Raw genomic sequence first — 12,579 nt, 5'->3', positions numbered from 1 at the left:
ATGTCACACGTTCAACTACCTGTTCCGCGGATAAGCGGCAAAGCCAGGCGCAACTCCGCAGGTGCGGAAGTCCCAACGGGTGAACTTTTGTGGGCCACCCGGAGCAGTCCGGTCTTCACGCCCCGGCGGACTCAGCCGTGGATGCGTCCCGACAGCTCGGCGAGCCGCCGGCCGCCGCCACCCCAGCGCAGCGCGATGATCTCCGCCGCGATGGACACCGCCGTCTCCTCCGGCGTGCGCGCGCCGAGGTCGAGGCCGATCGGCGACGAAAGCCGGTCCAGCTCCGCGTCGGTGATCCCGGCTTCGCGCAGGCGGGCGAACCGGTCGTCGTGGGTCTTGCGTGAGCCCATCGCGCCGATGTAGCCGACGTCCAGGCGCAGCGCGACTTCCAGCAGCGGCACGTCGAACTTGGGGTCGTGGGTCAGCACCGCGATCGCCGTGCGCTGATCGACGCGGCCGGCGTCGGCCTCCGCCTGCAGGTAGCGGTGCGGCCAGTCGACGACGACGTCGTGCGCGTCCGGGAACCGGCTGTGGGTGGCGAACACCGGCCGCGCGTCGCACACCGTGACCTGGTAGCCGAGGTAGGCGCCCATCCGCGCCATCGCGGCGGCGAAGTCGATCGCACCGAACACCAGGAGCCGGGGCGGCGGCTCGAAGGAGTTGACGAACACCGCCATCCCCTCGCCGCGGCGCTGCCCGTCCGGGCCGTAGTGCAGGGTGCCGGTGCGGCCGCTGGCCAGCAGGCCGCGCGCGTCGTCGGCCACGGCGTCGTCCACCCGCGACGAACCGAGCGAGCCGGCGGTGCGGTCCGGCCAGACGATCATGTGCTCGCCGACCAGGCCTTCGCGCTCGTGCACGATGATCGTGACGACCGCGACCGGCTCGCCACCGCGCACGGACTCGACGACCTCGCCGAGCTCGGGCATCGACTGGCGGTCGACGGGCTCGACGTAGATGTCGATGATGCCACCGCAGGTCAGACCGACCGCGAACGCGTCGTCGTCGCTGACGCCGTAGCGCTGCAGCACCGGCTTGCGCTCGGCGACGACTTCCTGCGCCAGCTCGTAGACCGCGCCTTCGACGCAGCCGCCGGACACGCTGCCGGCGACGGTGCCGTCCGGGGCGACGACCATCGCGGCGCCCGGCGCGCGGGGAGCCGAGGAGAAGGTCGCGACCACGGTGCCGAGCCCGACCGTTTCCCCCGCCGACCAGCGGCGGAACACGTCGTCCAGTACGTCACGCATCGGAAATCTCCCCGAGCAGTCGTTCCAAAGTGGCCAGGGTGTGTCCGGCCAGGAGCCGGTCGATGTGGGGCAGCGCGGCCACGATGCCCGACTGGACCGGAGCGTACCCCGCACGGCCGGCGTGCGGATTCACCCAGAATACGGCGTGCGCGAGGCGACGCAGCCGCGCGAGCTGCTCGCCGAGCAGGCCGGTGTCGCCGCGTTCCCAGCCGTCGGAGAACACCGTGACCACCGCGCGGCGCGCCACGCCGCGCCGCCCCCAGCGGTCGAGGAACGCCTGGAGCGTCTCCCCGAGCCGGGTCCCGCCGGCGAAGTCCGGTACCGCCGAGCCCGCCGCGAGCATCGCGCGTTCCGGGTCGCGCTGCCGCAGCTGGCGCGACACCCGGGTCAGCCGCGTGCCGAGCGTGAACACCTCGACGGACTGCGGCGCGGACCGCGTCAGGACGTGGGCGAACCGCAGCAGGGCGTCGGCGTACGGGCTCATCGAGCCGGAGACGTCGATGAGCAGCACCACCCGCCGTGGTCGCGAGCCGCGGCGGACGTGCGCGAGTTTCACCGGTTCACCGCCGCTGGCGAGCATGGCGCGCAGCGTGCGCGACGGGTCGAGCCGTCCCCGGCGCGACGGCGTGCTCCGGGCGGCCGGGCGTTGGGGTGGCCGAGGGCGAAGGGTGGCGAGCAGCTCGCGGAGGTGTTCCCGTTCGGCCGTGGTCAGGGCGGCGAGGTCGCGGTGGCGCAGCACCTCCTGGCCGCTGGCGGCGACTTTCAGCTGGTCGTGACCTTCCCCGCCCTCGGTGTCCCCGCCTTCGGCGTCCCCGAGCGGCGCGATGCGGGCCTGCTTGGGCACGGCCGCCTTCGCTCGCCGCGGAGTGGTGGTTTCGATCGAGAACCACTGGCTGAACGCCTCTTCGTAGCACGGGAGGTCGTCGGGGCTCGAGCACAGCGTCAGCCGGCCCGCCCAGTACAGCTGCGTGGGTTCGGCGACGTCGATCTCGGCGACGGCAGCGAGGTAGGCCTGCACGCGGTGCGCGTCGCAGGCGACACCGGCCTCGCGCAGCGCGGCGGCGAACCCGGCGTACCCGGCGACGGGATCGACGGCGGTGGTCATGTCTCCATTGTGCGCCCGTTTGCCTGTGCGCTGCTTGGCTGTGCGCTGCCGGACTGTGTATTGCGGTGTCCCGGCGAGGAGTCGAACCTCGGACCTCGGCGTTCGTAGCGCCGCGCTCTGTCCTGCTGAGCTACCGGGACGGGGCGGTCTGCGCACGCGCCCCTCCCCGGACGGGCGCGCAGACCGCGCTCTTCGCCGCAGCCGACCCAAGGTAGCGGGGGGTGGGCGCGAAGAGCCTTCGGAAAGAAAAGGGATTCAGCGAACGGCACGGGAGATCGCGCCGCATCGGTTCCGGTTCTGCCGTCGGGTCACGATCTCCTCCTTTCGGTGGGCTTGCCTGCTGTGCTGGGAAAAGGATGCCCCAGCGCGCCCGGGGACGGCAACGCAATTAAGAACGCCCGCCTCGCAAGTCCTTTGTGGACCTGCGAGGCGGGCGTTCCCGGTGGTTCGGTCAGGCGGCCTTGATCCCGGGCCGGATGTTCGCGCAGCCGCGCAGCGCCGCCGTCTTGTTCAGCTCCAAGACCGGCGGCAGCGTCTTCTGGGCGTACGCCTGGAGTTCCGCGAGCTTCGCGGGGTCGGCCAGATCGCGCCGCACGTGGTAGCTGACCCAGTTGCGCGAGTCGACGGTCGTGTTGCCGATCGGCCGGTTGACGAAGATCGTCACGTAGTCGCGGTCGAACCGCGGGTCCTTGTCGAACTGCAGCGTGGTGATCCACGAGCCGATGAACGTGATCAGCTCGGGCTTGGCCTGGCCGAACACGTAGTCGCGCAAGCCGGCCAGGTCATCGCGGTGCAGGTAGTCGGCGATCGCTTTGTCACCGAGACCGGCCAGGTCGAGCACCCGGGTGCGGAGGCCCAGCGACGTCCCGCCGAGGTCGATGAGGCCGACCTGGGCCGTGTCGGGCAGCTTGAGGATGTCCGCGAAGCCGTTGACGGTCTCGGCGTCGCGCTCGGCGACGATGCAGAACGCGGTCTTGGCGTTGGCGCGATAAGTGGTGCCCTCGGTGTAGAGCCCGCTCACCGAACTGACCAGGGCGACGACGAGCAGGCAGGCGAGCACGATCCGGCCGCGCAGCCGGGCCGAGGCCAGCGCCTCGACGACCACGAGCGCGCCGCCGAACGCGCCGAGCGTCCAGATCGGGGTGGCGAACCGCAGCTGACCCATCCAGTCGTATTCGAGCACCATGTAGGCGACCACGGTGAGCCCGAACGGCACCAGCAGCGCGATCAGGCCGGTGCGCAGCCGCGACGGCCGGACCAGCAGCACCACCAGGCACGCGACGGCGACCGCGACGACCAGCCAGCCCACGTACGAGACGATCTCGCCGGGCCGGGCGAGATCGTCGAGGGTCGGCGGCTCCTGCCCCTTCGCGATGGCGGTGTTGGGCACCAGCCTGCCGAATTCGAACCAGCGGAAGACCACGTAAGCGCCGTACGGCACGGCGAAGCCGGCAACGGAGACGACGACCGCCCGGACGCTGCGGCCGAGCAGGTCCCGCTTGAGGAACAGCAGGACGACGATCGGGTAGGCGCCGGCGTAGATGATCCCGTCGGGCCGGGTCAGCGCGGCGAGCATCGCGATCAGCCCGGCGCCGGCGGCGACCTGGTTGTCGAGGAGCCTGCCGCTCTGGACCGCGCGCAGGATCAGCACCGCGAGCGCGGCGATGGTCAGCGCGTAGAACGAGTTCTCCAGCCCGGAGAAGCACCAGATCACGAACGACGGGATCACGGCGAGCGCGGCCCCCGCGACGAAGGTGACCAGGGCAGGGCGTCGGGTGAGCGTCTTCGCACCGAAGTAGAACAGGACGAGGATGGCGGCGCAGCAGGCGAGCGCGAGCGCCTTCGGGAAGAGGATCTGGTCGTTGACGCCGAAGAGCGTCCCGTGGTCGAACAGCCCGACGAGCTTGCCGAGGGCGAGCAGGACCATCCAGGTCGGGTTGGAGTACCCCTCGACCGGCGCGGCACCGGGCTGGAGCACCGGCCCGAAGCCGTCGGCGACGTTGCGCGAGTAGGCGAACGTGATGGCCGCGTCGTCGATCAGCCAGCGGCCGTAGAGAGCGGCGTGCGCGGCGATCAACGCGGTGCCGCCGAGCACCGCCGCCACGGCGGCGAGCTTCCCCCGCCACCCTCGCCGCGCGGTCTCCGTCCCGGCCGGCCCCGGCCGATCCGGCTCTGTCCCGGACGGCGGTCTCGTCTCCGTCGTCTCCGCCACGCTCATCCGCAGGTCCTCCCCCGCTTCGGCCGCACCCGGCACCACGACCCGGTTCGTCAGGCGAACAGGGCGTCGAGTTTTGCCCGGACCCGGTCGAGGTCTTCGCTGTATTTAAGGACGGCCCCGAGCGTCCGCGCCGCCGTTGCCGCGTCCAGCTCGTCACACTCCAGAGCTAACAGAGCCCGTCCCCAATCGAGTGACTCTGCTACTCCGGGTGATTTCAGCAGATCCATTTCACGGAGCCGATGCACCGCTTCCGCGATCTGCCGAGCCAGGACTTCACCTAGGCGCGGAATCCTACGGCGCAGGATCGTGACCTCCCGAACCAGGTCCGGGTGTTCGAGCCAGTGGTAGAGGCAGCGCCGTTTGAGGGCGTCGTGCACCTCGCGGGTCCGGTTCGAGGTCAGCACCACCAACGGGGGATGCTCGGCGCGGACTTCGCCGTACTCGGGAATGGTCACGGCGTGTTCGTCGAGCAGTTGCAGGAGGAAGGCTTCGAACTCGTCGTCGGCGCGGTCGATCTCGTCGATGAGCAGTACGCAGGGCGCGCTGATCAGGGCCTGCAGCAGCGGCCGGGCCAGCAGGAACCGCTCGGTGTAGAGCGAGCGCTCCGCGGCTTCGACGTCGATCTGCCCGCCGCCGGCCGCCTCGAGGGCGCGCAGGTGCAGGAGCTGGCGCGGGAAGTCCCACTCGTAAAGCGCCTGGGCGGCGTCGATGCCTTCGTGGCACTGGAGGCGGATGAGCGGCCGGTCGAGCGCGGTGGCCAGCGCCAGGGCGAGTGCGGTCTTGCCGGTGCCGGGCTCGCCCTCGCAGAACAGCGGACGGCCCATCCGCAGGGCGAGGAAGCCGGCGGTCGCGAGCCCGTCATCGGCGAGATAACCGGTCGCATCGAGCGCGGCGGCGAGTTCTTCGGGCGAGTCCGTCACGCTCACGATCGTAGGCGGCGCACCGTGCTCACGCCGGGCCCGGCAGGTCGTCGGGCCGGTCGACGTCCCGGCCGCTGCCCAGGTCACCGCACTCGATCAGGGTCAGGTCGGGACGGGTGGCGAGCCAGTCCCGGGCACCGCGGTCGCCCTGGGCGGCCCCGGCGATCTCGGCCCACCAGCGCCGACCGAGCAGGACGGGGTGGCCGGGCACCCCGTCGTAGGCGGCGCGAGCGACGGTTTCGGCGGTGGCCCCGGCGGCGACGCGGGCGAGGATGTCGGCGCCGACCCACGGAAGGTCGACGAGGTGAACGAGCGCGGCGGCCGGTTCGCTGGTTGGTTCGAGGGAGGCCAGACCGGCCCGCAGCGAGGCGCCCATGCCGCTCGCCCAGTCTTCGGCCGGGACGGCCTGGGCCGGATCGGGCAGCAGCGCCCGCACCTCGTCGGCGGCCGCACCGACGACCACCCGCACGGGCTCGCACCCGGCATCGGCCAGGGTCCGCAGCGCGCGGAGGACGAAGGGTTCGCCATCGATTTCGGCCAGGGCTTTCGGCCCGCCGAACCGCCGCCCACCCCCGGCGGCCAGCAGGAGACCGGCGACCGGCCGGGCGCCGGTCTCGGGCCTGGTCCCGGGCCCGGCCCCGGTCTCGGTCTCGCGGGGAAGCGAGGCAGCGGCCGGGCGCGGCACCGGAGCCGCGGGGGCTGCCGTGGCACGGTCAGCCGTGGGCACCGATCCGTCCCTCCGTCGGCGGCGCCACAGCTGCACGCTCCGCAGCCACGCCCACGACGACCGGCGGCTCCGCCACCGGCGACGATCGCCGCAGCACTTCGGCCACCGGCGCCACCGCTGGGCGCGGCGCAACAGCTGCTGGGGCGTGGTCAGCCATGGGCGTGGTCCGGGGCGCCGACCGCCAGGTCCGCTTCGATGGCGTGGGCCGTCTCGAGCAGCGGGGGGAGCAGGTCATTCTGGACCGACTCCGCCGTTGTGCGGCTGGCGTGCGTGGACAGGTTGACCGCCGCCACCACGCGGCCGTTGCGGTCGCGGATCGGGGCGGCCACCGAGCGGAGGCCTTCCTCCAGCTCCTGGTCCACCATGGCCCAGCCCTGCTCGGCGACCTTGGCCAGCTCCGCCCGCAGGCGGTCGGGGGCGGTCAGTGTGTGGGCCGTCAAGCGGTCCAGGCTCACCACCACGAAGTACGCCTCCAGCTCCGCCTCGCTGAGCCCGGCCAGCAGGACGTGGCCCATCGACGTCGCATACGCCGGGAAGCGCGTGCCCACGTTGATGCTGACCGTCATGATGCGCGAGACCGCCACCCGCGCCACGTAGACGATGTCGGTGGCCTCCAGCACCGAGACCGAGCTCGACTCGTGCACGCGCGCGGACAGGTGCTCCAGGTGCGGCTGCGCCACCTCCGGCAGCGTCATGCTCGACAGGTACGCGTAGCCCAGCTCCAGCACCCTGGCCGTCAGCGAGAAGTACTTGCCGTCGGTGCGGACGTAGCCGAGGTCGGTCAATGTCAGGAGGAACCGCCGCGCCGCCGCGCGGGTGAGGCCCGTCGCCCGGGCGACGTCGCTCAACGTCAGCTCGGACGCGCCCGCGTGGAACGCCTTGATCACGGCCAGGCCGCGCTCCAGCGACTGCACGTGGTGGGCACCACGGTGCGCCGGTTCGCTGTCCAGCCGGACGTCGAACGGCGGCCTCGTCACGTCCATGCCCGGCACCCTATCCGGCGTCGGCGGGCAGGGCGCTCGGCTCGCCGAGCTCCGCTAGGGTGCGCTGGGCGATGGCGAACGCCGCGTTCGCCGCCGGTGCCCCGGCGTAGACCGCGGTGTGCAGCAGGACCTCGCCGATCTCCGCCGCCGTCAGTCCGTTGCGGACCGCCGCCCGGACGTGCATCGCCAGCTCGTTGTGCGCCTGCAGCGCGGTGAGTGCGGCCAGCGTCACGCAGCTGCGCGTGCGGCGGTCCAGGCCGTCGCGGGCCCACACCGATCCCCACGCACCCTCGGTGATGTAGTCCTGGAACGGGCGGCTGAAGTCCGTGGTGCCCGCGACCGCGCCGTCGACGTGCTCGTCGCCGAGCACCTCGCGCCGCACCTTCATGCCCTGCTCGTGGCGGTCCGTCACGCTCGCTCCAAGTGGTCCAGGATCAGCCGGGTGAACTCCGCCGGCTGCTCGAAGTTGCCCAGGTGCGCGGCGTTCGCCACGACCTCCAGCCGCGCGCCCGGGATGCCCTCGGCGATCGGTCGGGCGTGCTCGTCCGGCGAAGTGGCCGGGTCGTCCGCGCCCGCGATGACCAGGGTCGGCGCGGTGATCTTCGGGAGCAGATCCAGCAGGTCCATCCGCTCGATGGCGCCGCAGCAGGCCGCGTAGCCCTCGGCCGGGACCGCCGCGATCATCGCCCGGAGGAACCCGGCCCGGTCCGGGTGCCGCTCGCGGTAGCCCGGGGTCAGCCAGCGGCTCACCCCCGCCTCGGCCACCGCCGCGGTGCCCTCGGCGCGCACCGTGCGGGCCCGCTCCGCCCACATCGACGGCGGGCCGAGCTTCGCGGACGTGCAGCAGAGCGCGAGGTTCGCGATCCGGTCCGGCGCGTGGACGCCGAGCCACATCCCCGTCATCCCGCCGAGCGACAGGCCCACCAGGTGCGCCCGGGCGACGCCGAGTTCGTCGAGCAGGGCGAGGACGTCGGCGCCCAGGTCGGCCAGCTCGTAGGGACCCGGTGGCACCGGCGACGCACCGTGCCCGCGCGTGTCGTACCGGACCACCCGGAACCCGCGCTCCACCAGCGGCGCGACCTGGGGTTCCCACATCCGCACGTCGCTGCCGAGCGACCCGCCGAACACGACCACCGGGCCGTCCGCGGGCCCTTCCACGCCCCGGTGCAGCTTCACGGCACTCACGGGCGTCACACCCGGAAGAAGACGGTCTCGCCGTCTCCCTGCAGCCGCACGTCGAAGCGGTAGCCATCCTCGGTCTTCGCCGCGATGAGCGTGCCGCGCCGCTCCTGCGGGACGGTCGCCAGCACGGGGTCGCCGGAGTTGTCCTGGTCCTCGAAGTAGATCCGCGTGACGACCCGGTGGAGCAGGCCGCGGGCGAACACCGAGACGTCGATGTGCAGGGCCTGCGTGGTGCTGCCCTCACCGGGCACCACGCCGGGGAGCACGGTGAGGATCCCGTACGTGCCGTCGGGATTCGTCGGGCAGCGGCCGAAGCCGCGGAACTCGCCGGACGTCGCGCCGCGCGGGTCGTCGGGGTGGCGGAACCCGCCCTCCGGGTCGGCCTGCCAGGTCTCGATCATGGCGTCCGGCACGGGGTCACCGTTGCCGTCGCGGACGATCCCGCGGATCCAGAACGCGCCGGGCGTGCCCTCGGGCACGACGTGCGGGCCGTCGGGCCAGGGCAGCCCGATCGACAGGTACGGGCCGACGGTCTGCGAAGGGGTGGGCAGCAGCCTGGTCATCAGTCTTCGTCCTCCTCTTCCTCTTCGAACACCGACGCGGCGCGCCCGCGCAGCACGATGTCGAACTGGAACCCGAGCGCCCACTCGGCCTGCGTGATCTCGTGGTCGTAGCGCGAGACCATCCGCTGCCGGGCCTTCTCGTCCGGGATCGAGTTGAAGATCGGGTCCTGGGAGAACAGCGGGTCGTCCGGGAAGTACATCTGGGTGACCAGCCGCTGGGTGAACGCCGAGCCGAACACCGAGAAGTGGATGTGCGCCGGGCGCCAGGCGTTGTCGTGGTTCTTCCACGGGTACGCGCCGGGCTTGATGGTGGTGAAGGTGTAGCGGCCGTCGCTGTCGGTCAGGGTGCGCCCGACACCGTCGAAGTTCGGGTCGAGCGGGGACGGCCAGCGGTCGCCGGTGTGCCGGTAGCGGCCGCCCGCGTTCGCCTGCCAGATCTCGACGAGCGAGTCGCGCACCGGACGGCCGTCACCGTCGAGGAGCCGCCCGGTGACGATGATGCGCTGCCCCTGCGGTTCGCCGGCGTGCTGCCGGGTGAGGTCGTTGTCGTGCTCGCCGAGGCGGCCGGGCCCGAGCAGCGGTCCGGTGACTTCGGTCAGCATCTGCGGGAGCAGGACGAGGTCCTGCTTCGGATACCGCAGCGCCGTGGAACGGTAGCCGCTGGAGTCGAGGGGCGGGTGCGTGCCTTCGGGGTCTTCCCCGTAGCGCGGCAGCCTGAATTCGGTCGGAGTGGCCACGTTTCTCTTCTCCCTTACCGGCCTTCGAGGACGACAGCCAGCCCCTGGCCGACGCCGATGCAGATGGCGGCGAGTCCCCAGCCCCCGCCACGGCGGTGCAGGTCGTGTGCCAGGGTGCCGAGGATCCGGCCGCCGGACGCGCCGAGCGGGTGCCCGATGGCGATCGCGCCGCCGTGGGTGTTGACGATCTCCGGGTCCAGGTTCTTCCAGTCGCGCAGGCAGGCCAGCGACTGGGCGGCGAAGGCTTCGTTGAGCTCGACCGCGGCGAGATCGCCCCAGCCGATGCCGGCGCGTTCGAGGGCGATCTCCGCCGCGCGCACCGGCCCGATGCCGAAGACGTCCGGGTCGACGCCCGCCGCGCCCCGGCCGGCGATCCGGGCGAGCGGGGCCCTGCCCAGCCGGCTCGCCGCCGTCTCGTCGCCGAGGAGGAGGGCCGAGGCGCCGTCGTTCAGCGGGGAGGCGTTGCCCGCGGTGACGGTGCCGTTCTCCTTGCGGAACACGGGCTTCAGCTTGGCCAGCTTTTCCGGGCTGGAATCGGGCCGGATGCCTTCGTCGCGGGCCAGGTCCACGCCGTCGACCGGGACCACCATGTCGTCGTAGAAGCCCTCGTCCCACGCCTTGGCGGCGTTGACGTGGCTGCGCGCGGCGAAGGCGTCCTGCTCGTCACGGCCGATGCCGTAGCGCTCGGCGAGCTGCTCGGTGGACTCGCCGAGGGAGATCGTCCACTGCGACGGCATCGCCGGGTTCACCATGCGCCAGCCGAGCGCGGTGTTGTACAGGGTCTGGTTGCCCGTGGGGAACGCCTTCTCCGGCTTCGGCATGACCAGCGGCGAGCGCGTCATCGACTCGACGCCGCCCGCGACGACCAGCGACGCGTCGCCGACCTGGATCGCCCGGCTGGCCTGCATCACCGCGTCGACGCCGGAGCCGCAGAGGCGGTTGACCGTGCTGCCGGGAACGCTCGTGGGCCAGCCGGCGAGCAGGGCGGCCATCCGGGCGACGTTGCGGTTGTCCTCGCCCGCGCCGTTGGCGTCGCCGAGGGTTACTTCGTCCACTGTGGACGGGTCGAGGTCGTTGCGCTGCTGCAGGGCGCGCAGCACGCCCGCGGCCAGGTCGTCGGGGCGGACGCCGGCCAGCGCACCGCCGTAGCGGCCGAAGGGGGTGCGGATCGCGTCGAGGACGTAGACGTCGGTCATGCGCTTGCCTTTTCCAGGTCACGCAGGAGAGTCAGCTCCTGCTCCGTCGGGGCCGGGGTGGTCTTCAGGTCGTCGGAGACCTTCAGTTTCCACCCCGTGGCCGCGATGGCGCGGTCGAGGCCCACCCCGGGATGCAGCTCCGTCAACGTCAGCTCCGCCGTCTCGGGGTCGGGCCGCAGCAGGCCCAGGTCGGTGACGACCAGCGTCGGGCCGCGGCCCGGGAGGCCGAGCTTTGCGCGGTCGCCCTTGCCCGTTCCGTGGCCGAACGACGTCACGAAGTCCACCTTCTCCACGAACGCGCGGGGGTTCTGGCGCAGCACGACGAACACCTCGCCGCACGAGGCCGCGATCTCCGGGGCGCCTCCCGCGCCCGGGAGCCGGACCTTCGGGTCGTGGTAGTCCGAGCCGATCACCGTCGTGTTGATGTTGCCGAACTTGTCCAGCTGGGCGGCGCCGAGGAAACCCACGTCGATGCGGCCGGGCTGGAGCCAGTAGTTGAACACCTCGGGCACGCTGATCACCGCGTCCGCCGTGTCGGCCAGCTCGCCGTCACCGATGGACAACGGCAAGCGGGACGGCTTCGCGCCCAGGCAGCCGGATTCGTAGATCAGCGTCAGGTTCGGCGCGTGCGCGCGGCGGGCCAGGTTCGCCGCCTTGCTCGGCAGGCCGATGCCGACGAAACAGGACATGCCGTCACCGAGCGCGCGGGCGGCCGCGACGCTCATCATCTCGTCGGAGGAGTACTGGGCGCTCATGCCTTCACCCCGGTCAGCTCGTTCAGCCACTTCGTGAACTCTTCGCGATCGCGGCCCACCTCGTCCCACGCCTGGTACGCCGCGTTGTCCCGCTCGTAGTAGCCGGCCGCGTACGACGGCTTCGCGCCGCCCGGGACCTCGGCCACCGCCGTGACCACCCACCCCGGCAGCACGACCGCCCCCGGACGGGGCTCCAGCTCGTCGACGATCTCTTCGACCGTCACCAAAGACCGCTTCGCCGCCAGCACCGCTTCCTTCTGGACGCCGGTGATCCCCCACATCTGGACGTTGCCTTCGCGGTCGGCGCGCTGGGCGTGGACGATCGAGACGTCCGGGTTCAGCGCCGGGACCGCGGTGAGCTGTTCGCCGGTGAACGGGCAGGTGATCGGCTTGATCGTGGCTGTCTGCGCCGGGAGGTCGGTGCCCGTGTAGCCGCGCAGCACCGCGAACGGCAGGCCGGACGCGCCGGCGACGTACCGGTTCGCCATCCCCGCGTGGCTGTGTTCCTCGATTTCCAGCGGCACCGGCCAGTCGTGCTGGACGGCGTCGCGGAAGCGGTGCAGCGAGCCGACGCCGGGGTTGCCACCCCACGAGAAGATCAGCTTGCGCGCGCAGCCCGCGCCGATGAGCTGGTCGTACACGATGTCGGGGGTCATCCGCACCAGCGTGAGACGCCGGCGGCGCTGCCGGATGATCTCCTGCCCGGCGGCGACCGGGATGAGGTGCGTGAAGCCCTCGAGCGCGACGGTGTCGCCGTCGTGCACCAGCCGCGCCACGGCCTGCTCCAGCGACAGCAGCTCCGCCATCACACCCTCCGGATTGTTCGCATCACGCACACTCGTTCTGAAACCGAACATAGCACGGCGACCGGCGAACCGACCAGACGTCTTCCACCCAATGGATGACGCACGCAGGACGAAGGGGACTTTCCCGGGCGAGCAGCGAGAAA

Annotated in this window: 13 protein-coding genes and 1 tRNA gene; all 14 read right to left on the bottom strand. The window is 72.1% G+C overall.

The features are described 5' to 3' along the window. Positions 1-131: 131 nt before the first annotated feature. The 14 genes from AB0F15_RS04255 to AB0F15_RS04190 all read right to left on the bottom strand — a co-directional run bounded on the left by AB0F15_RS04255 (position 132) and on the right by AB0F15_RS04190 (position 12,436). The gene (locus AB0F15_RS04255) at positions 132-1,244 is read right to left on the bottom strand and encodes an XdhC/CoxI family protein (protein WP_360264941.1); all 1,113 of its coding nucleotides are present in this window, start codon (positions 1,242-1,244) and stop codon (positions 132-134) included. After that, a complete protein-coding gene (locus tag AB0F15_RS04250) occupies positions 1,237-2,349 on the bottom strand; it encodes a VWA domain-containing protein (protein WP_360264938.1) in 1,113 nt (370 codons plus the stop codon). The genes AB0F15_RS04255 and AB0F15_RS04250 overlap by 8 nt, the downstream gene beginning before the upstream one ends. A gap of 66 nt (positions 2,350-2,415) precedes the next feature. Continuing rightward, positions 2,416-2,489, bottom strand: a tRNA-Arg gene (locus AB0F15_RS04245). A gap of 311 nt (positions 2,490-2,800) precedes the next feature. Beyond that, positions 2,801-4,567, bottom strand: a complete 1,767-nt coding sequence (locus AB0F15_RS04240; protein WP_360264935.1) for a hypothetical protein — start codon at positions 4,565-4,567, stop codon at positions 2,801-2,803. A gap of 50 nt (positions 4,568-4,617) precedes the next feature. After that, positions 4,618-5,487, bottom strand: coding sequence for a MoxR family ATPase (locus tag AB0F15_RS04235; RefSeq protein WP_360264932.1), 870 nt, complete (start codon positions 5,485-5,487; stop codon positions 4,618-4,620). Positions 5,488-5,515: 28 nt separating this feature from the next. Continuing rightward, complete coding sequence (locus AB0F15_RS04230) at positions 5,516-6,073, bottom strand: nucleotidyltransferase family protein (RefSeq protein ID WP_360265568.1); 558 nt, start codon at positions 6,071-6,073, stop codon at positions 5,516-5,518. Between the two features lie 290 nt (positions 6,074-6,363). Further along, positions 6,364-7,197, bottom strand: a complete 834-nt coding sequence (locus tag AB0F15_RS04225; protein ID WP_360264931.1) for an IclR family transcriptional regulator C-terminal domain-containing protein — start codon at positions 7,195-7,197, stop codon at positions 6,364-6,366. Positions 7,198-7,207: 10 nt separating this feature from the next. Continuing rightward, on the bottom strand, positions 7,208-7,609 hold the full coding sequence (gene pcaC, locus AB0F15_RS04220) for a 4-carboxymuconolactone decarboxylase (protein ID WP_360264928.1): 402 nt from the start codon (positions 7,607-7,609) through the stop codon (positions 7,208-7,210). Next, complete coding sequence (gene pcaD / locus AB0F15_RS04215; protein ID WP_360264925.1) at positions 7,606-8,382, bottom strand: 3-oxoadipate enol-lactonase; 777 nt, start codon at positions 8,380-8,382, stop codon at positions 7,606-7,608. Before pcaD ends, pcaC begins: the two co-directional genes overlap by 4 nt. A gap of 5 nt (positions 8,383-8,387) precedes the next feature. Continuing rightward, a complete protein-coding gene (pcaG, locus tag AB0F15_RS04210; protein WP_360264923.1) occupies positions 8,388-8,942 on the bottom strand; it encodes a protocatechuate 3,4-dioxygenase subunit alpha in 555 nt (184 codons plus the stop codon). Next, positions 8,942-9,679 (bottom strand): protocatechuate 3,4-dioxygenase subunit beta, encoded by a 738-nt coding sequence (gene pcaH, locus AB0F15_RS04205; RefSeq protein WP_360264920.1) that lies wholly within the window; start codon positions 9,677-9,679, stop codon positions 8,942-8,944. The genes pcaG and pcaH overlap by 1 nt, the downstream gene beginning before the upstream one ends. A 14-nt stretch (positions 9,680-9,693) precedes the next feature. After that, the gene (locus AB0F15_RS04200; RefSeq protein WP_360264917.1) at positions 9,694-10,875 is read right to left on the bottom strand and encodes a thiolase family protein; all 1,182 of its coding nucleotides are present in this window, start codon (positions 10,873-10,875) and stop codon (positions 9,694-9,696) included. Next, positions 10,872-11,630 (bottom strand): CoA-transferase subunit beta, encoded by a 759-nt coding sequence (locus AB0F15_RS04195; RefSeq protein ID WP_360264915.1) that lies wholly within the window; start codon positions 11,628-11,630, stop codon positions 10,872-10,874. The genes AB0F15_RS04200 and AB0F15_RS04195 overlap by 4 nt, the downstream gene beginning before the upstream one ends. Beyond that, complete coding sequence (locus AB0F15_RS04190) at positions 11,627-12,436, bottom strand: CoA-transferase (protein ID WP_360264912.1); 810 nt, start codon at positions 12,434-12,436, stop codon at positions 11,627-11,629. Before AB0F15_RS04190 ends, AB0F15_RS04195 begins: the two co-directional genes overlap by 4 nt. Between the last annotated feature and the right edge of the window lie 143 nt (positions 12,437-12,579).

Origin of the sequence: Amycolatopsis sp. NPDC026612, assembly GCF_040638285.1 — a bacterium.
GTDB lineage: Bacteria > Actinomycetota > Actinomycetes > Mycobacteriales > Pseudonocardiaceae > Amycolatopsis.
The sequence above is the reverse complement of the archived record's forward strand: the minus strand, read 5'-3'. Positions and strand labels throughout refer to the sequence as shown.

Excerpts from the sequence above, each read along its gene's own strand:
- AB0F15_RS04255 (WP_360264941.1), bottom strand. The coding sequence starts at position 1,244 with ATGCGTGACGTACTGGACGACGTGTTCCGCCGCTGGTCGGCGGGGGAA.
- AB0F15_RS04250 (WP_360264938.1), bottom strand. The coding sequence starts at position 2,349 with ATGACCACCGCCGTCGATCCCGTCGCCGGGTACGCCGGGTTCGCCGCC.
- AB0F15_RS04240 (WP_360264935.1), bottom strand. The coding sequence starts at position 4,567 with ATGAGCGTGGCGGAGACGACGGAGACGAGACCGCCGTCCGGGACAGAG.
- AB0F15_RS04225 (WP_360264931.1), bottom strand. The coding sequence starts at position 7,197 with ATGGACGTGACGAGGCCGCCGTTCGACGTCCGGCTGGACAGCGAACCG.
- pcaG (WP_360264923.1), bottom strand. The coding sequence starts at position 8,942 with ATGACCAGGCTGCTGCCCACCCCTTCGCAGACCGTCGGCCCGTACCTG.
- AB0F15_RS04200 (WP_360264917.1), bottom strand. The coding sequence starts at position 10,875 with ATGACCGACGTCTACGTCCTCGACGCGATCCGCACCCCCTTCGGCCGC.
- AB0F15_RS04195 (WP_360264915.1), bottom strand. The coding sequence starts at position 11,630 with ATGAGCGCCCAGTACTCCTCCGACGAGATGATGAGCGTCGCGGCCGCC.
- AB0F15_RS04190 (WP_360264912.1), bottom strand. The coding sequence starts at position 12,436 with ATGGCGGAGCTGCTGTCGCTGGAGCAGGCCGTGGCGCGGCTGGTGCAC.